Genomic DNA, 17723 nt, shown 5'->3' on the forward strand with positions numbered 1-17723 from the left:
TGGTGCCCTCCCCGGCACCGTTCGCACAGATTATCCGTGGACGCGCTACCGGGGAGGCAGGATCTATAGACTGCGCGAGGGGAATCGTTGGGGGGCTGTCGCATGGCCGTTCAGGCACACGGAATCCAGCCGCGCGGAATCCCGCCGCGGGAGCCCGGCGGCCCGGGGGGCCCGGCCGGTCCGGGGACGGGCGACGTCGAGGTCCCGGCGGTCTCGCCGCGGGCGCTGCTCTCCCGCGCGCTGGCCGTACCGCTCATCCTGGGCCTGGGCCTGTTCCTGCCGGCGGTGGTCGCGGCGCAGCCTGGCCCGGGGGTGCGCGACGGCGTCTTCTGGCTGCAGATGGTGCTGACCTGCTACTCCGGCACCCGGCTGGCGGTGATGGCGCTGACGGCCCACCGCAAGCTGATCCAGGGTTCGTTCTGGCTCTTCGTGTACGTGGCGATGGGTGTCGCCCCGCTCGTGCAGGACGTGCTGGACCAGACGCCGACGCCGGTCGTCGGCACCCGCGCCGACCTGCTGGTCGCGGTCGCGCTGGTGCTGATCGGCTGCGCGGCCTTCGACGTCGGCGCCCTGCTGTCGCGGCACCGGCCGATCCGCCGGGCGCGGCGCGGGGACCGCTCCGCCTCCTTCCACCGCAGACGGGTGTTCCTGCTGGTGGCGATCGCGTTCGTCGGCAGCGCGCTGCTGGTGGTCAAACTGGGCGGCCCGGCGGTGTTCTTCAGCAGCCGGCAGGCCATCACCGACACGATCCGGGCCGACGGCGCCGCCTCCGCGGAGTCCAACGTCGGCTCCGCCTTCCTGCGCGGCTTCGGCACCGTCCCCGCGCTCCTGGCGCTGCTCGTCTTCACCCGCTGGCTGGTGACCTCGCGGCGAGCCCGCCGCCGGCCGCTGGTGATCGCCACCTGGAGTGCCCTGCTGCTGCTCAACGGGGTGGTCAACAACCCGATCAGCAACCCGCGTTACTGGTTCCTGACGGTGCTCTTCTCGTTCCTGTTCACGGCCTTCCCCAGGAGCCCGGCGATGTACCGGACGGCCTTGGCCCTGGGCGTGCTGGCCGCGCTGGTCGTCTTCCCGTTCGCCGACCGCTTCCGCTACGACGACGACGGCTACAAGCCGGTGCAGACCACGTCCGTCTTCGAGCCGCTGGCGATCAAGGACTACGACCAGGTCGGCATGTTCGCCAACACCATCACCTTCTCGGACAGCGGCCCCGGCCACTTCTACGGCCGCCAGCTCGCGGGCTCCGCGTTCTTCTTCGTGCCGCGGTCGGTCTGGCAGGGCAAGCCCCGTGACACGGGCGTCATGATCGGCCAGTGGATGGGGATGAAGAACGTCAACCTGTCCTCTCCCACGTGGGCCGAGGTCTGGATCGACTTCGGCGCCGGCGGCGTCGTCGTGGCGTTCACCGCCCTCGGCTACGTCGCCGCCCGGGGCGACCGCCGCTATGCGCTGCGCACCTCGGTGGACCCGCGCCCGGGCAACGTGATGGCGATCGTCATCCCGCTCGTCGCGGGCTACTCCTTCATCCTCCTGCGCGGGCCGCTGCTCCAGGCCTCGGGCCGCATCGGGGTCGCCCTGATCTGCTTCGCCCTCGTCACGACCCTGCGATCCGACGAGCGCAAGCACCTGCGCTGACGGGGCGCCCCGGTGGGCTACCGTCCGGCCGCGCCCGCCGCCGGGGTCGTGAGCGCGTCGAGCGCGCGGCGCAGTTGCGTGCTGGAGGTGTGCACCGTGTAGGGGAAGTAGACGACCTCGACGCCGACCGTGGCGAAGTCGCGCTCGAGCCGGTCCCCCTTCTCGGTGCCGCGCCAGTCGTCGCCCTTGAAGATGACGTCGAACCGGACCTGCTCCCAGGTCTCCAGTTTGTCCGGGACGGTCTCGACGAAGGCCGCGTCGACGAAGCGCACGCTGCGGACGATCTCCAGCCGCTCGACGAGCGGGACGACCGGCCTGCGCCCCTTGGCGAGGGCGGCCATCTCGTCGGAGACCACCCCCGCGACCAGGTAGTCGCACTGGCTGCGGGCGTGCCGCAGGATGTTCAGGTGGCCGACGTGGAACAGGTCGTAAACACCAGGTGCATACCCCACACGGTGCGCCATGTCGCGAATCCCCCCACAGGAATACAACCATTCCGCGAGCTGCGGAGTCTCAGACATTAGCGTGAAGCCAGTGTGTTTCTCCGGTGAACGGATAAGGTGAGCATCTGGTCACTTCTGGGGGGAAGGGGTCCTTCCGTGCCCGAGTTCAAGGGCCGCACACTGCTATTGGTCTCCACCAACTACGCGCCCGAGCACGCGGGCATCGGCCCGTACGCCACACAGATCGCCGAGCACTGGGCGGCCGCGGACGGCGGCGGCGCGGAGGTCCATGTGCTCGCCGGCATGCCGCACTACCCGTCGTGGCGGCTCGATCCGGCGTACAGGGGCGTGTGGCGGATCGAGGAGCGGCGTGCCGGGGTGCGCGTGCACCGCCGGCGGCACACCGTGCCGCCACGTCAGACGGCCGTCAAGCGCGCCCTGTTCGAGGCGTCGATCCTCGCCCACGGGCTGGTCGCGGCGCCCCGCGTCCGGCCGGACGCGGTGGTGGCGCAGATGCCGAGCCTCGCCGGCGGTGTGATCGGCGCGCGCATCGCCGCCCGGCACAAGGTGCCGTACGTGCCGATCGTGCAGGACCTGATGGGCGCCGCCGCCGCGCAGAGCGGCATCCGCGGCGGTGACCGGGCGGCGGCGGCCGCCGGGGCCGTCGAGGCGTACGCGCTGAAGCGGGCCACGCTGGTCGGCGTGATCCACGAGAGCTTCGTGGACAAGGTCGCCGCGATGGGCGTGGACCGCGGGCGCATCCGGCTGGTCCCCAACTGGTCGCACGTGGCCCGTCCTTCGCGCCCGCGCGAGGAGACCAGGGCCCGGCTGGGCTGGGGCCGGGGGCAGACGGTGGTGCTGCACTCCGGGAACATGGGGCTCAAGCAGGGCCTGGAGGTGCTGGTCGAGGCGGCCCGTCTCGACCCCTCGGTGCGGATCGTCCTGATGGGCGACGGCAACCAGCGCGAGCACCTGCGGGACCTCGCGGCGAACGTGCCCAACCTGGAGTTCGCGCCGCCCGCCGACGACGCCGACTTCGCCGACGTGCTGGCCGCCGCCGACGTCCTGGCGGTCACCCAGCGGGCCTCGGTGCTGGACATGAGCATCCCGTCGAAGCTCACCTCCTACTTCGCCGCCGGACGGCCCGTGGTCGCCTCCGTCGCCGCCGAGGGCGGCACCGCGCAGGAGGTGCTGCGGTCCGAGGCCGGGCTGCTGGTGGAACCGGAGGACCCGGGGGCGTTCCTCAAGGCCGTGCGCGCCCTCGCCGAGGACCCGGAGGCCGCCGCCGAACTCGGGGCCCGGGGACCCGTGTACGTGGCGGCGCACCTGAGTCGTGAGGCCGGATTGTCACGGATCAGTGCGCTCCTCGCGGAGGCACTGGACACGGCCGTAGAAGCTGTCGATCCTGAGGGATCGGACGTATGGGGGGTTCCACGCACGTGAGTGATCAACCGCACGCATCGCAGATGTCCGAGGCCCACGACGAACCGGACCTCCTGCGCGACCAGTTCCGTCAGCTCGTCCGCTACCGCGCGCTGCTGGTGGCCGGTGTGCTGATCGGGCTGCTCGGCGGCGGATACCTGGCCGTCTCCGGCAAGGACACCTATGTCGCGACCAGCGAGGTCGTACTGCGGGCGGCCACCGTCGACGAGTTCGCGGCCGGCGGCACGGCACCCGACAAGGCGATCAACATCGGCACCGAGCGGCAGACGGCGATGAGCAACGAGATCGCCAAGCGCGCCGCCAAGAAGCTGCACCTGCCGGCACGTTCCGTCTCCTCGCTCCAGTCCGACCTCCAGGTCACCAACCCGCCCAACACGCTGGTGCTGCGCTTCGCGTACACCTACACCGACCCGGACGAGGCGGCCCGCCGGGCCAACGCGCTCACCCAGGCGTTCATGGACGCCCGCCAGGAGACCACCGAGAACACCATCAAGAACACCGTCCACAACCTGCGCAAACAGCTCGACCCGGTGGTCAAGCAGCGCAAGGAACTCGACGACCAGATAGCCAGGCTGGGCGAGGGGCCCACTCTCGACGCGGCCACGACGGTGCAGGCCACCCTCGTCGGCCGCATCTCCGAACTCAGCACCAACATCACCAGGTTGCAGACCCTCGACACCACGCCCGGCAAGTGGATCCGGGTCGCCTCCCCGCCGTCCGCGGCCTCCGGCCCCGGGCTGCCCATGATGCTCGGCCTCGGAGCCCTCGTCGGCATCGCCATCGGCCTGCTGGCCGCGTGGGTGCGGCTGGTCTTCGACCCCACCGCGCGGTCCGAGAGCGACGTGGTGCGGGCGCTGCGCGCGCCCGTGCTGGGCACCCTGCCGCGCGCCAAGGGCGGCCCGCTGCTCGCCGTCGACCAAGCCGACCCGCGGCTGGCCGAGGAGTTCCGCTCGGTCGCCTTCCGGCTCGCCTACGACCAGCGGTTCGCCGAGCACCGCCGGCTGCTCGTCGTCGCCCCGCGCGGCACCGGCGAGACGGCCGCCTCGGTCGCCGTCAACCTGTCCGCGTCCTTCGCCGAGATGGGCATGGACGTGCTGCTGGTCGAGGCCGACCTGCGTACCCCCGGGCTTTCGGCGCGGCTACGCGCGGCGGACGGCTCCCGGCCCGGCTGGGCGCGTTCCCCGCATCTGAGCGAGGGCGGCTGGCCGGCCGGTCTCCAGGTGCCCATCGACGCCGGCGAGTCCGGCTCCTTCGACCTCGTGCCGGGGCGCCGGGTGCGCAACGTGGCGCGGGCGCTCACCTCGTCGGCGGCGAGCCGGCTGTTCGCTGAGGCGGACGCCCCGGGCGCCGCGGTGATCGTGCTGGCGCCGGCGGTCCTCACGTACGCCGACGCGCTCGCGGTGGCCGACCGCATCGACGGGGTCCTGGTCGTCGCCGACCCGCACGCGGTGCACCGCGCCGACCTCGACCGGGTCCGCCAGCTGATCAGCGGCGTGGGCAGTACGGTGCTCGGCGCCGTCCTGCACACCTCGCCCGGCCGCGGCTGGTGGGCCCGGCGGGCCCGGCGGGCGGCGCGCAAGCGGAACGCCGCCGCCGCGTCGCGTTCCGAGGCCTCCGTCCCGGCGGCCGGGGCCGCGTCCTCCGCCGACGCCGGGGTCACCGCCGCGGCGGCCACCAACGCCGCCACGGCCAGGACGCCCCTGCCCTCCGGTGACGACACCCCGGCGCCGACCACGGACACCATCCCGCTGCGCACGGTGACCAGGTGACGGTGCGCCCGGCGCCGGGCGCGAGGACCGCGATCGTCTGCTCCGTGCTCGACCAGGGTGTCGCGGCGCTCACGAACATCCTGGTGCTCGTGGTCGCCGCGCGGCTGTCCAGCGCCGCCGGGTTCTCGGTCTTCTCGATGGTCTACACCGTCTTCTCCGTGCTGCTGGGCGTGAGCGTCTCGTACGTCGGCCAGGCCCTGGTGCTGGAGCGGGGCGAGGACGCCTCGGTGGCCGCCGCCTGCCGCTCGGCGGCCTCTTTCGTGGCCGTGGCCTCCACGGTGGCCGGCGGCGCCATGGCGGCGGTGCTCGCCTTCGTCCCCGGCGAGACGGCGTGGGCGCTGGCGGTGCTCGGCATGGTGCTGCCTCTGGTCCTCACCCAGGACGGGCTGCGCTACTGCTTCTCGACCCTGCGGCTGCCCCATCTCGCCCTCGCCGGCGACTCCTTGCGGCTGGCGGTCGCGCTTCCCGCGCTCGCCCTGCAACCGCACGGCACGGGCCCGGCCAGGCTGGTCGCGGTGTGGGGCCTGTCGGCGGCGCCCGCGCTGCTGCTCGGCGGGGCCCTGCTGGCCCCCCGGCTGCGCGGCGCCAGGACCGACCTGCGCCGCTTCGTGCGCCGCGGCCACCTCGGGCAGCGCTTCGTCGTCGAGTACGGCGTGGGCAACGCCTCCAGCCAGCTCGCGGTGGTCGGCCTCGGTGTGTTCGCCAGCCAGTTGGCGGTGGGCTCGCTGCGCGGTACGACGACGCTCTTCGGCCCGATGAACGTGCTGTTCAACTCCGCCACCGCCTTCGGTCCCCCGCTGCTGGGCCGCGTCCCGGGCATGCGCGGGCAGGTCCGGGCGACGGCCGTCCTCGCCGCCGTCCTCGCGGGTGTCGCCGCGGTCTGGACGGCCGTCCTCACGGCCTTGCCGGACCGGGCCGGCCGTGAACTGCTCGGCGAGACCTGGGCGGCGGCGTCCCGTCTGCTGCCCGCGACGGGCACGCAGTACGCCGCCATCGCCGCCGGAACGAGCGCCCTGCTCACCCTCCGCGTCCTGCGGCCGAAGGCGACCCTGCCCATCCAGGTGGTCTTCTCCCTGGCCTCGGTCGCCTTCATGATCGGCGGCTACGCCCTCGGCGGCGTCCTCGGCGCCGCCTGGGGCCTGGCCCTCGGCTCGGCCCTCAAGGCGCTGGTGCTCTGGGCCCGCATCGCCGTCGTCCGCCGCGAGACCGCCCCGGCGGACGACCCCGAGACCCGCCCCGAACCGGCCCCGGCCTAGCGCCCGGCGGGGTGTCCGGCTCCCTTCGGTCGCACCGATGCGGACTGCGGGCGGGAGGGTGGGGGCGGGCCCGGCCTCACGGGCCGGGCGTCGCGGCGGGCTGCCGGTGGGCGGAGTGCGGGAACAGCGGGGCCGGCGGCGGGAGGTGGCCGTCCGGGGTGGGCGCGCAGCGCCGGGCGATCAGGGCGGCGGCGTCCGGCAGGAAGGGTTCCAGCTCGGCGGCGAGGGCGCGGCAGGCGTGCACCAGGGCGGCCAGGACCGCGTCGAGGCGGTGTCCGGCAAAGGCGTTGCGGTGGCGGCGTTCGGCGCGGGCCAGTTCCCAGGGCCGGGTCTCGTCGATGCAGCGGTTGGCCTCGTCGACGATCCGCCACACGGCGGCCGTCGCCCGCCGGAAATCCACGTCGTGCAGGGCCGCCGCGACGGTGTCCGGCGTCTCCTGACATGCCGTCAGTAGCGCTTCCGTGCCGGGCTCGCCGGGCCTGTCCGCCGCGGGGACGAGGCCGTCGCGGAAGCGGTGGACCATGGTCACCACCCGGTGCACCAGGTTGCCGAGCCCCCCGGCCAGGTCCGCGTCGGCGCGGGCGACCAGCCGTTCGCGCGTGAAGTCGGCGTCGCCCACCCGCGGCACCTCGCGCAGCAGCCACCAGCGAACCGCGTCGGTACCGTGCTCGCCGACCAGTTCCTTCGGGTCGACGGTCGCGCCGGCCGACTTGCTGATCTTGCGCCCGTCCACCGTCAGGTAGTCGTGGACGAGGATGTCCGTCGGCAGCGGCAGCCCGGCCGACAGCAGCATCGCGGGCCAGTAGACGGCGTGGAAGCGCAGCACGCCCTTGCCCACCAGGTGCACCCGCCGTCCGTCGCCCGCCCACCACTGCTCGTACGCGGCGCCGCGCTGCCCCTCGCCCCCGTAGCCCAGGCTGGTGACGTAGTTGCCGAGCGCGTCCCACCAGACGTAGATCACCTGGCCGGGGTCGCCGGGCACCGGGATGCCCCAGCCGCGGGCCCGGGTCTGGGAGCGGGAGACGGAGAAGTCGCGCAGGCCGCGGGCGAGCAGGGCGAGCACCTCGTTGCGGCGCGCGGCGGGCTCGATGCGCAGCCGCCCGTCCTCGATCAGCGCGCGCAGCTCGTCGGTGTACCGGGACAGCCGGAAGAACCAGTTCTCCTCCGCGACCGTCTGCGGCTCGGTGCCGTGCTCGGCGCAGCGGCCGTCGACCAGGTCGTCCGGGGTGTAGAACTGCTCGCAGCCCACGCAGTACAGGCCCTCGTAGTGCTCTCGGTAGAGGTCGCCCGCCGCGGCGCAGCGGCGCCAGAGCCGCTCCACGCCGGCGCGGTGGCGAGGGTCGCGGCTGGTGCGGATGAAGTCGTCCAGGGAGAGCGCGAGCGGGGCGTCCAGCGCGGCGAAGGCGGCCGCGTTGCGGTCCACGAGGTCCTGGACGGGGATGCCCTCGGCCTCGGCGGCCAGCACGTTCTTCAGCGAGTTGTCATCCGTGCCGCTGAGGAAGCGCACCGGTTCGCCGCGCCTGCGGTGGTGCCGGGCCAGCACGTCCGCCTGCACCAGTTCGAGCGCGAAGCCGAGGTGGGGGCGGGCGTTGACGTACGGGATGGTGGTGGTGACGTAGAAACGGGAAGCCTGGGGTGCGGTCATCGGAACCTCCGGGAGGGGCGGGGCGGGGCTCCGATGCGCGAAAGGATCGAGGCCCCGGTGGGGGCCTCGGAAGACGCGGACGCGTCCGGTGTCAGCGGCCCCGGGCGGGGGCCATCATCTGCCGGTGGTACGGGTTCGCGATCATGCCTCGATGCTAGCAGCCGGGGCGCTCAGTTCGCGGAACCATTTCGCGAGGAAGGCGACGAGGAAGAACGCGTGCACGACGAACAGCGCGGCGTACGCGGCGAGGAAGACGCGCGGCGCCCCGAGGGTGAGGAAGACCAGACAGAACACCCCGTAGTCGACGGGCAGCAGCGCGACCGCGCGCAGCCGTGACGGCGCGGGAGCCGGGGCCGTCCCCGCGGCCGCGGCAGGCTTCGGCTTGAGCTTGTCGGCCAGCAGGCCCCCGCTGAAGATCAGCACGGCGACGAACTGGAAGCCGAGCGGCAACAGCAGCCAGCCCTCGGAGGCCAGGTCGAAGAAGCGGTGGAAGGAGATCAGGACGGCCGCGTGGATCGCGGTGATCTTCGCCGCGTCGACCACGTGGTCCAGCCACTCCCCCGCCGGGTTGCCCCGCTTCAGCAGGCGGGCGAGCTGGCCGTCCGCGGAATCGAAGGCGAAGCCGACGACGAGCCCGAGGTAGACGGCCACGGCCAGGGGCCAGGAGGGCCGGGCCAGCGCCAGCGCCGCCACCGCGCCCAGGCTGAAGGCGGCGCTGACCAGGGTGACCTGATTGGGCGTCAGGCCGGCCCGGTAGGCGCCGGCGGCGAGCACCCGGCCGGCCGGCCGGTTGATGTGGCGCGAGTAGAGCGACACGCCCTTGGCCGACTTCTGGGCCGTGCGCAGCTCGCGCAGCGCGCCACCGATGGTCAGCGTCACGTAACCCCCCAGCGATGCGTCATTCGTGCGCATCACATCATGGCAGGACGCGGCCCTCCGCGGGGTCGGGTCGGCCTGCTGAAGGGGCGTCACACGGGGGGCCGGTCCGGCCGTCCCGTCACGTGGGTGAGCAACAGAGCGATGTCGTCGTTGCGCGGGGCGGACCGCTGGGCGTGCCCGAGGAGGCTGGCGGCCAGGGCGTCCATGGTGGCGTCCGGGCCGGCCCGGGCGAGGTGCGCCGCCAGGTCGGCGGCGGACGCGTCGAGGTCGACGCCCGGGGTCTCCACCAGGCCGTCGGTGTACAGCGCGAGCACCGCGCCGGGCGGCAGCGCGATCTCCGTCGTCGGGTAGCGGGCGTCGGGGTCGACGCCCAGCAGCGGACCGGGCGGCAGCGGCAGCACCTCGGTGGTGCCGTCCGGGTGCCGCAGGACCGGTGGCGGGTGGCCGGCGGTGGCGACGCAGGCGGTGTGCCGCTCCAGGTCGAGCTGGGCGTAGAGGCAGCTGGCGAGCAGGCCGGGATCGAGGTCGACCAGCAGCCGGTTGGAGCGGGCCAGGACCTCGCTGGGGGAGGCGCCCGCGGTGGCGCGGACGGCGGTGCGGACCTCCCCCATGAGCGCGGCGGCGTTGACGTTGTGCCCCTGGACGTCGCCGATCGCCACACCGCAGGTGGTCGTGTCGAGCCGGATCACGTCGTAGAAGTCGCCGCCGATGTCGATGCCGCGGGTGGCCGGCATGTAGCGGGCGGCCACCTCCAGGCCGGGGATGTCCGGCAGGGCGCGGGGCAGCAGCCGCGCCTGCAGGCTGATGGCGAGGCTGTGCTCGGCGTCGTACAGGCGCGCGCGTTCCAGGGCCTGCGCGACCAGTCCGGCGATCGAGATGAGCACGCTGCGCTCGCCCGCGGAGAACGGGTGCGGGCGGTCGTAGGCCAGGGCCATCGAGCCGACGGGTCGGCCGGAGGTGATCAGGGGCAGGAACGCCCAGGCGGCCTTGCGGTCCCGCACGACCGTGCCCGGGTAGATCCGCAGCAGCTCGTCGACGTTGGCGAAGAAGCCCGGGACCCCGGTCTTGACGACGCGTACGGCCGCGTTGTCGACGTCCAGCGGCTGCGCGACGACGGACTCGATGTAGTCCTCGTGGTGGCCCCGGTGCCCGATGATCCGCAGCCGTCCCTCCTCGACCGTCAGCAGCGCCACGGCGTGCACGCCGAAGACGGAGAGCATCTGCTCGGCGACCAGGTCGATGACGTCCTGGGTGCCGACGGCCTCGGTGAGCGTGGCGGCCATGTGCAGCAGGTGGTAGAGGGCGATGGCCCGGTCCGGCGTGGGGCCCGCGGGGAGCTGCGCCGCGGGTGTCTGCGCGGCCTCCGGCGTGGGGGCGGGGGTGACGCGGACGCTCACGCCGGTGCCGTCCGGGTGGAATTCGAAGGTGAGCCACCGGTCGGGTGGGCGCAGCGCCGTGGCCGTGCCGGGACGGCGGCTGATCATCGCGCCGCGGAAGCGGTCCTCGAAGACGGGGTCGTCCAGCCAGGGCAGCAACTCCCAGGGCTCGGTGCCCAGGAGGTCGGGCACCTCGGCCCCGAGCAGGGCGGCGGCCGTCTCCGTGACGAAGGTGATCCGGCCGTCCAGGTCCAGGGCGAGTGCGCCCTCCGGGAACCGCTCGGCGAGGTCGGCGGCGGCCATGGCCTCGTCCGGGCTGTGGGTGCGGGTGCGGAGCACGGGCAGCACCCGCGGCTCGGCGGGGGGCAGTACCGGCTCGCCGTCCTCGGCGGCCCTGCGCAGCAGGCGTCCCATGCGGTCGCAGGCCCCGCGGTACGCCTCGCGGGCCCGCCGGTCGAACCGCCCCGGGTGCCCGCCCGGCCACACCAGGCACAGCGCGCCCCAGGTGGTGGAGCCGCTGGCGATCGGGGCGGCGGCGAGCGGGAAGTCGTACGGCAGGACCAGGGCGAGCCGTGGGTAGGACCGGACGGTGTCCTCGTGACCGCACAGCAGCACCATGCGCCGTTCGCGGACCGCGTCTGCGACGGGGCTGGAGGCGCTGGGCACGACCCGCCCCCAGATCGTGTCGATCTTGCGCGAGACGCCGACGGCCACGGCCAGCCGCAGCAGGTCCCGCTCGGGGGTCATCAGGTAGACCAGACCAATGGAGGCGCCCGTGTCGCGCACCACCTGGCTCAGCGTGGAGTCCAGCAGCTCCGGACCGGGGTCGGCTGCGACGAGACCGGCGAGCTCCGGCGGCATGACCTCACCGCCCCCCGGCCGGTGCCGGGCCCGGTCGTGTGGTCGGCTCGGGGACCATCGCCTCCTGCGCCTCCGTTCCGCCGTGAGGGCCGGCCGGCCGACGCGGCTGCCGGGCAGGATCGTCACCCCACGTCAGCTGCCAAACTACCCGATGAACCGCATGAGGCACCTTTCGGGCGGCCGCCCCGCCGCCCCGCCGCCCCGCCGCGGCCCGGCACGCCCCCACAAGCCGCACGGGCCGCACGGGCCTCGCCGGCTCACGCCACGCCGAGCGCCCTCGCGAACCGCGTGCCCGCGGCCGCCCGGGGCGCGCTCCCGTCCCGCCAGGTACGGCACGGGTGCACGGAGTTGGCGAGCAGCACCAGGAAGCCGTCGGTGGCGGGGTCGATCACCAGGCTGGTGCCGGTGAACCCGGTGTGGCCGGCCGCGCCGCGCCCCGCGAGGGCGCCCATGAACCAGGACCGGTCCACCTCGAAGCCGGGGTAGGGGCCGCCGCGGTCCAGCAACGCGCGGCAGAACAGGGCGAGGTCCCAGGCCGTGGAGAACAGCCCCGCGTGCCCGGCCACCCCGCCCATGACGTGGGCGTTCTCGTCGTGGACGGTCCCGTGGAGCGGGCCGCGGTCGAGCCGGGCCCAGGGCCTGCGCTGGTCCTCGGTGGCGGCGACCCGCGGGGTCCAGGAGGCGGGCGGGTTGTAGCGGGTGTCGTACATCCCGAACGGGTCGGTGACGTCCTCCCGCACGAGGGCGTCCAGGGCCTCGCCGGTGGTCCGCTCCAGGACGTGCTGCAGGGCGATGAGGTTCAGGTCGGAGTAGATCCGCTCGGTGCCCGGTGCGACCACCGGGGCCTCCTCCCAGAGCAGCTTCGCCCGGGCCTCGGCGTCGGGGTGGTCGTAGAGGGGGAGCTCGGGGCGGAGCCCCGAGGTGTGGTCCAGCAGCTGGCCGACGGTGATGCGCTGCTTGCCCGCCGCGGCGAACTCGGGCACGTAGGCCGCGACCTCACGGCCGAGTTCCAGCCGGCCCACCGCGACGACGGCCGTGCACAGCTTGGTCAGCGAGGCCAGGTCGAAGACCGTGTCCGGCCGCATCGGCACCCACCGCTCGCCCGGCAGTTCCACTCCGCGATCGGCGCTCTCGTCGTACGAGGCGTACCGCACCGCCCAGCCCACGGCCTCGTGCAGGGCCACCGTTCCCGCGCGACCCGCCAGGACCACCGCCCCCGCGCACCAGGGATGCGCGGAGGGGGGCACGGGCTCCAGATATGGGGTGATGTCCGCGACGAGCAGACTCAGCTCGTCGCCGCGCAGCTCCGCCTCACGGGAGGTACCTCTCGACAGCTGCGGGGCCATGCTCCTCCAGCAACTTGCGGGCCTTCTCGATGAGGGCCGGCGTCGGCTCGCGGCCGGAGGCCATGACCAGGTCCTCCGGATCGATCATGTGTTCGGACCCGGTGTGCAGGCAACTGTCTGCGGTCTTCCAGGCCCACTTGCTCTCGTCGATCGGCTCGGACATCACTGCCTCCTGACTCGGCGCGCCAATGACGGCACGAATCACCGTGCATCCACAGTACGCCGCCACGGCCGGCACAGCCCGGCGAAGCAGACCCAGGCCGCCAGGGCGCTGCCCAGTTGCACCAGGGCCATCGGCACCGCCGTGTGCTCCCCCGCGATCCCGACCAGCGGCGAGGCGACGGCACCCACCAGGAAGGAGGTCGTGCCGAGCAGCGCGGAGGCCGATCCGGCGGCGTGCCGGGTGCGCATCAGCGCGAGCGCGTTGGTGTTGGGCAGGACCAGGCTCATCGCCGCCATCAGCACGAAGAGCCCCGCGGCGACCGGCAGCAGCCCCACCGGCCCGAACCATCCCGCGGTCAGCGCCAGCAGCACGGCCGCGGCCGCGGTGATCACCGCGAGCCCCACCCCCGTCACCTTGTCCATGCCGACCCGGCCGACCAGGATCTTGCCGTTGACCTGGCCAAGCGCCACCAGGCCCACGGAGTTGAGGCCGAAGAGCAGGCTGTAGGTCTGCGGCGAGGCCCCGTAGATCTCCTGGACGACGAACGAGGAAGCCGAGACGTACGCGAACAGCGCGGCGAAGGTGAAACCGCCGGTGAGCATGTAGCCGGTGAAGGCGCGGTCGGCGAGCAGCACGCGCATCGCCCGCAGCGTGGCGCCGAACCCGCCGCCGTGCCGGTCCGCGGGGCGCAGTGTCTCCGGCAGACAGCGCCACACCACGAGGGTGAGCAGCACGCCCACCACGGTCAGCACGACGAAGACCCCGCGCCAGTCGGTGACCCGCAGCACCTGTCCGCCGATGAGCGGCGCGACGATCGGCGCGACTCCGGAGATCAGCATCAGGGTGGAGAAGAAGCGGGCCATCGCGATGCCGTCGTACAGGTCGCGGACGATCGCGCGGGCGATCACGATGCCGGCCGCGCCGCTGAGGCCCTGCAGCAGCCGGAAGCCGACCAGCAGTTCCGTGGTGGACGCGAAGGCGCAGACGGCGGTCGCCAGGACGTAGAGCACCATCCCGGCCAGCAGCGGACGGCGGCGGCCCCAGCGGTCGCTCATCGGGCCGACGACCAGCTGGCCGAGGGCGAGTCCGGCCAGGCAGGCGGTGAGCGTCAGCTGCACGACGACGGCGGGGCTGCGCAGTTCCTCGGTGACCTGCGGCAGGGCCGGCAGATACATGTCCATGGAGAGCGCGGGGAGGGCGCTGAGTGCGCCGAGGAGGAACGTCACCATCAGGCTGGTGCGAGCTCCTGGTGCCTCTCCGGCGCGTCGTACCGGGGTTGACGGCCCCGGTGTGGATATCTGGTCGGGCGGGGTCGCGCCGGCTTCCGGCATGGGTCTCTCTCCGTGGTGTGTGAATCGTTCTCTATGCTCTCAGCAATCACGAGGTGGTCGAGGCCAGGTGGGGGCAGATTCATGACGGAATCGGTCGGTTCCGGTAGGAAAGTGCGCTGGGGCATCCTGGCCACCGGCGGCATCGCCGCGTCCTTCGCCGAGGACCTGCGCGAACTGAAGGACGACGCGGAGATCGTCGCGGTCGGCTCGCGCCGGCTCGACTCCGCGCGCGACTTCGCGGACCGCTTCGGCATCCCGCGCGCGTACGGAAGCTGGACCGAACTCGCCGACGACGAGGGTGTGGACGTGGTGTACGTCGCCACCCCGCACTCGGCGCACCGCGTCGCGGCCGGCCTGTGCCTGCGGGCCGGACGGTCGGTGCTGTGCGAGAAGCCGTTCACCGTCAACGCGGTCGAGGCCCGCGAGCTGGCCGACCTCGCCCGGACCCACGAACGCTTCCTGATGGAGGCCATGTGGACGTACTGCAACCCGGTGGTGCGGCGGCTGACCGAGCTGGTCGCGGACGGGGCGGTCGGCGAGGTCCGCGGCGTGCACGCGGACTTCGGCCTCGCCGGACCCTTCGAGCCCGGCCACCGGCTGCTCGACCCCGCGCTCGGCGGCGGCGCCCTGCTGGACCTGGGCGTCTACCCGGTCTCCTTCGCCCACCTGCTGCTCGGCGAGCCCGACGAGGTCCAGGCCTGGGCCCACCTGACCGACGACGGCGTGGACGACAACACGGGCATGCTGCTCGGGTACGACAGCGGCGCCGTGGCTGTGCTCAGCTGCTCCCTCACCGCCGACACCGCCCGGACCGCGGTGGTCACCGGCTCCGCGGGGCGGATCGAGATCCCCCGCGGCTTCTTCCACCCGGACCGCTTCGTGCTGCACCGCGAGGGCCGCGAACCGGAGGAGTTCGGCGCCCCGGACGACGGCCTGCGCGGACTGCAGCACGAGGCGGCCGAGGTCATGCGCTGCCTGCGCGCGGGCGAACGGGAGTCCCCGCTCGTGCCGCTGGAGGGCAGCCTCGCCGTGATGCGCACGCTCGACACGGTCCGGGACCGGATCGGCGTGCGCTACCCCGGCGAGGGCTGAGCCCGTCAGGTCTCCCGCAGACCGGGGTCCCCGGCCTCGGTCACGAAGGAGGCGGCGGTGGTCAGGGCGGCCCCCGGGGTGGTCACGGAGTCGACGGTCTTGAAGTCGGCCCGCGCCTCCTCGGCGTCCAGGCGGACGGTCACGTAGCCGCGCCGCCCGTCGTAGAACCGCAGGTGCGGGTTGGCCGCCATGAGGCTCGCCCAGTTGGACGGACGCGGGGAGCCGTCGCGGCCGCTGGTGAGTGAACTGGTGACGAGCTCCGTGCCGATGGTGCGCGAGGTGGGGTCGTCCCAGTCGGCCTTGATGTCCAGGGCGTAGTGGACGTGCACGTCGCCGGTGAGCACCAGCAGGTTCTCGATGCCGGCGGCGCTCGCCCCGGCCAGCACGCGGTCCCGGGATGCCGGGTAGCCGTCCCAGGCGTCCATGCTCAGCGGGGAGGAGGCGGCGGTGGTGTTCTTCCGCCGGGACAGCACGACCTGCTGCGGGATCACGTTCCAGGTGGCGTGCGAGCGATGGAAGCCGTCCAGCAGCCAGCGTTCCTGCGTCGCGCCGGTCAGCGTGCGCGCCGGGTCCCGCGACGCCGGTCCCGGGTCGTGCCAGCGGCCCCGGTACGCCTGGTCGGTGCGGTACTGACGGGTGTCGAGGATGTCGAACTGCGCGAGCCGCCCGTAGTGGAAGCGGCGGTAGAGCGTCATGTCCGGCCCCCGCGGGAACTGCGGGAGGCGCAGCGGCTGGTTCTCCCAGTAGGCGCGGTAGGCGGCGGCGCGGCGGACCAGGAACGCGTCGCCGGGGCCGCCGTTCTCGTCGGAGCCGCCCGCGTAGTTGTTCTCGGTCTCGTGGTCGTCCCAGGTGACGAACCAGGGGAAGGCGGCGTGCGCGGCCTGCAGGTCGGGGTCGGACCTGTAGAGGGCGTACCGCAGGCGGTAGTCCTCCAGCGTGACCGTCTCCTTGCCGAACCAGGACGGCAGGACGCGGTCGGTGTAGGCGCGGGCGCCGCCGGTGGCGCTGACGGGGTATTCGTAGAGGTAGTCGCCCAGGTGGAAGACGGCGTCGACGTCCTCGGCGGCGAGGTGCCGCAGCGCGGTGAAGTACCCGTCGTGGTAGGCCTGGCAGCTCACCGCGGCCAGCCGCATCTCGTACGGGAGGGTCCCCGGCGCGGGGGCGGTGCGGGTCCGGCCCGGGGGGCTGATCCAGGGGCCCGCGCGGAAGCGGTAGTAGTACACCCGGTCCGGTGCGAGGCCATGGGCGTCGACGTGCACGGTGTGGTCGAACTCCGGGTGCGCCTGCGCGATGCCGCGGAGGACGACCCGTGCGAACCTGTCGTCCCGGGCGATCTCCCACTGGACGGGCACGCGGGCGTCGGCCATCCCGTTGCCCGGCGCCGGCTCGTACGGGCGCGGCGCGAGCCGGGTCCACAGCACGACCCCCGAGGGCGTGGGGTCGCCGGAGGCGACACCCAGCGTGAACGGGTACTCGGTGAGCGCCCCGGGCAGCGCCTCGGCGGCCTGGGCGGCGCCGGCGACCGGCAGGTTCGTGCTGAACGCGAGTGCCGCGGCGGCGCCCGTGACGGTCAGGAAGCGGCGGCGGTCGAAGCGCGCGGCGGCGGCTCGCAACGTGCGGTCATGGCGGCCCCGGGTCTGCGGATGCGTCACGTGTCCCTCCGAGGCGGCGGGTTGCGTGGCCCCGGTGCAATGGCCAGGGGGATCGTCATTGTTGGCGCGCACACGACATGTCGTTGCCGCCGCGCGCACCGTTTCCCTGAACCCCCCGTTCGGCCCACGGCGCCACACTCCTCGAATATGACGTACCGTCACTTCATCGGTCCGGAACGGCCACCGTAACCGGCACACCCTGCTTCCGCGACGCGACGACCGCCGTCCGGGAACACCGCGATCCCACGGGGTACGGCCGGCCCGCCCTCCGCCACCGCCGGAACGTCACCCTGACCGGTGACCCCGCCATGCGGCCCCCGAAGCCGCACGGAACATGACACCTCGTCATGCGCCGGCCGGGCCGGCGCCACCCGGGGAGCGCTTCCCCGCGGTCGGCCGCGGGCGCCCCCGATCCGCTCCGGTCCCCGTGCCTGCGCCGTCGGCTGACCGCACCGGGCACCGGCCCCGCCGAACGCCCGCGCCCGCCCAGCCTCCGTGATCACCGGGCCGGACAGCTCGCCCCCATCGGCGCGTCCCCGTCGCGCCCACGGCGGCACCCCTGTCGGATCGGTCGGTGCGCGCGTGCCGGCGCGCCATGGGCGGTGGGGCATGCGCTGTGCCGCCCATCCGCTCTCCCCGCTGCGGGGCGGTAGCGGTCGTCCGGCTCGGGCGGGCTCGGGCGGGCGTGAGACCAGGCCGTACGCCTGCGGCCCGTGGGCGGGCAGGATCTCGCCGGCCGCCGGCGGGGTCGACGGGCCCATGACCTGGCGTGCGCGATGACTTCTTCCCGGCGCGCGGTGGCCCGGCCGGGCCGGACGACCGGCGGGCCGCC

13 protein-coding genes are annotated in these 17723 nt (G+C 73.8%); 5 read left to right on the forward strand and 8 right to left on the reverse strand.

What is annotated here, in order from left to right; translation table 11 throughout:
- Nucleotides 1-102 precede the first annotated feature (102 nt).
- Nucleotides 103-1635: a hypothetical protein gene (locus AC3EUJ_RS12530; RefSeq protein WP_431961191.1), complete on the forward strand. Its 1533-nt coding sequence runs from the start codon at nucleotides 103-105 to the stop codon at nucleotides 1633-1635.
- 17 nt (nucleotides 1636-1652) lie between these two features.
- Here AC3EUJ_RS12530 and AC3EUJ_RS12535 read toward each other — a convergent pair whose 3' ends face one another.
- The gene (locus tag AC3EUJ_RS12535; RefSeq protein WP_431961192.1) at nucleotides 1653-2099 is read right to left on the reverse strand and encodes an FAD synthase family protein; all 447 of its coding nucleotides are present in this window, start codon (nucleotides 2097-2099) and stop codon (nucleotides 1653-1655) included.
- Between the two features lie 165 nt (nucleotides 2100-2264).
- On the opposite strand from AC3EUJ_RS12535, the gene AC3EUJ_RS12540 reads away from it, so the two are divergent.
- The 3 genes from AC3EUJ_RS12540 to AC3EUJ_RS12550 are packed head-to-tail and all read left to right on the forward strand — an operon-like array spanning nucleotide 2265 to nucleotide 6546.
- Nucleotides 2265-3521 carry a glycosyltransferase family 4 protein gene (locus AC3EUJ_RS12540; RefSeq protein ID WP_431961244.1) on the forward strand — a complete coding sequence of 419 codons (1257 nt, stop codon included), beginning with the start codon at nucleotides 2265-2267 and terminating at the stop codon, nucleotides 3519-3521.
- 23 nt (nucleotides 3522-3544) lie between these two features.
- Nucleotides 3545-5290: a tyrosine-protein kinase domain-containing protein gene (locus AC3EUJ_RS12545; protein ID WP_431961193.1), complete on the forward strand. Its 1746-nt coding sequence runs from the start codon at nucleotides 3545-3547 to the stop codon at nucleotides 5288-5290.
- A complete protein-coding gene (locus AC3EUJ_RS12550; protein ID WP_431961194.1) occupies nucleotides 5287-6546 on the forward strand; it encodes an MATE family efflux transporter in 1260 nt (419 codons plus the stop codon). Before AC3EUJ_RS12545 ends, AC3EUJ_RS12550 begins: the two co-directional genes overlap by 4 nt.
- 76 nt (nucleotides 6547-6622) lie before the next feature.
- Here the strand turns inward: AC3EUJ_RS12550 and AC3EUJ_RS12555 are convergent, their stop codons facing one another.
- The 6 genes from AC3EUJ_RS12555 to AC3EUJ_RS12580 form a co-directional block, all read right to left on the reverse strand.
- Entirely contained in the window at nucleotides 6623-8191 is a 1569-nt protein-coding gene (locus AC3EUJ_RS12555; protein WP_431961195.1) for a methionine--tRNA ligase, read from the reverse strand.
- Between the two features lie 141 nt (nucleotides 8192-8332).
- Entirely contained in the window at nucleotides 8333-9103 is a 771-nt protein-coding gene (locus AC3EUJ_RS12560) for a CDP-alcohol phosphatidyltransferase family protein (protein WP_431961196.1), read from the reverse strand.
- Nucleotides 9104-9159: 56 nt separating this feature from the next.
- Nucleotides 9160-11307, reverse strand: a complete 2148-nt coding sequence (locus tag AC3EUJ_RS12565) for a SpoIIE family protein phosphatase (protein WP_431961198.1) — start codon at nucleotides 11305-11307, stop codon at nucleotides 9160-9162.
- A gap of 257 nt (nucleotides 11308-11564) precedes the next feature.
- A complete protein-coding gene (locus AC3EUJ_RS12570) occupies nucleotides 11565-12653 on the reverse strand; it encodes a serine hydrolase domain-containing protein (protein ID WP_431961199.1) in 1089 nt (362 codons plus the stop codon).
- Entirely contained in the window at nucleotides 12619-12816 is a 198-nt protein-coding gene (locus AC3EUJ_RS12575; RefSeq protein WP_018556880.1) for a hypothetical protein, read from the reverse strand. The genes AC3EUJ_RS12570 and AC3EUJ_RS12575 overlap by 35 nt, the downstream gene beginning before the upstream one ends.
- A gap of 38 nt (nucleotides 12817-12854) precedes the next feature.
- The gene (locus AC3EUJ_RS12580; protein WP_431961200.1) at nucleotides 12855-14147 is read right to left on the reverse strand and encodes a multidrug effflux MFS transporter; all 1293 of its coding nucleotides are present in this window, start codon (nucleotides 14145-14147) and stop codon (nucleotides 12855-12857) included.
- A gap of 81 nt (nucleotides 14148-14228) precedes the next feature.
- Between AC3EUJ_RS12580 and AC3EUJ_RS12585 the strand changes: the two genes are divergently transcribed.
- A complete protein-coding gene (locus AC3EUJ_RS12585) occupies nucleotides 14229-15239 on the forward strand; it encodes a Gfo/Idh/MocA family protein (RefSeq protein ID WP_431961201.1) in 1011 nt (336 codons plus the stop codon).
- A 5-nt stretch (nucleotides 15240-15244) separates the two neighbouring features.
- On the opposite strand, the gene AC3EUJ_RS12590 is transcribed toward AC3EUJ_RS12585, so the two are convergent.
- Entirely contained in the window at nucleotides 15245-16891 is a 1647-nt protein-coding gene (locus tag AC3EUJ_RS12590; protein ID WP_431961202.1) for an alkaline phosphatase D family protein, read from the reverse strand.
- Nucleotides 16892-17723: the final 832 nt, after the last annotated feature.

It is taken from the genome of Actinacidiphila sp. bgisy160 (assembly GCF_057707815.1).

Excerpts from the sequence above, each read along its gene's own strand:
- AC3EUJ_RS12530 (WP_431961191.1), top strand. The coding sequence starts at position 103 with ATGGCCGTTCAGGCACACGGAATCCAGCCGCGCGGAATCCCGCCGCGG.
- AC3EUJ_RS12535 (WP_431961192.1), bottom strand. The coding sequence starts at position 2,099 with ATGGCGCACCGTGTGGGGTATGCACCTGGTGTTTACGACCTGTTCCAC.
- AC3EUJ_RS12545 (WP_431961193.1), top strand. The coding sequence starts at position 3,545 with ATGTCCGAGGCCCACGACGAACCGGACCTCCTGCGCGACCAGTTCCGT.
- AC3EUJ_RS12555 (WP_431961195.1), bottom strand. The coding sequence starts at position 8,191 with ATGACCGCACCCCAGGCTTCCCGTTTCTACGTCACCACCACCATCCCG.
- AC3EUJ_RS12560 (WP_431961196.1), bottom strand. The coding sequence starts at position 9,103 with ATGCGCACGAATGACGCATCGCTGGGGGGTTACGTGACGCTGACCATC.
- AC3EUJ_RS12565 (WP_431961198.1), bottom strand. The coding sequence starts at position 11,307 with ATGCCGCCGGAGCTCGCCGGTCTCGTCGCAGCCGACCCCGGTCCGGAG.
- AC3EUJ_RS12570 (WP_431961199.1), bottom strand. The coding sequence starts at position 12,653 with ATGGCCCCGCAGCTGTCGAGAGGTACCTCCCGTGAGGCGGAGCTGCGC.
- AC3EUJ_RS12575 (WP_018556880.1), bottom strand. The coding sequence starts at position 12,816 with ATGTCCGAGCCGATCGACGAGAGCAAGTGGGCCTGGAAGACCGCAGAC.
- AC3EUJ_RS12580 (WP_431961200.1), bottom strand. The coding sequence starts at position 14,147 with ATGCCGGAAGCCGGCGCGACCCCGCCCGACCAGATATCCACACCGGGG.
- AC3EUJ_RS12585 (WP_431961201.1), top strand. The coding sequence starts at position 14,229 with ATGACGGAATCGGTCGGTTCCGGTAGGAAAGTGCGCTGGGGCATCCTG.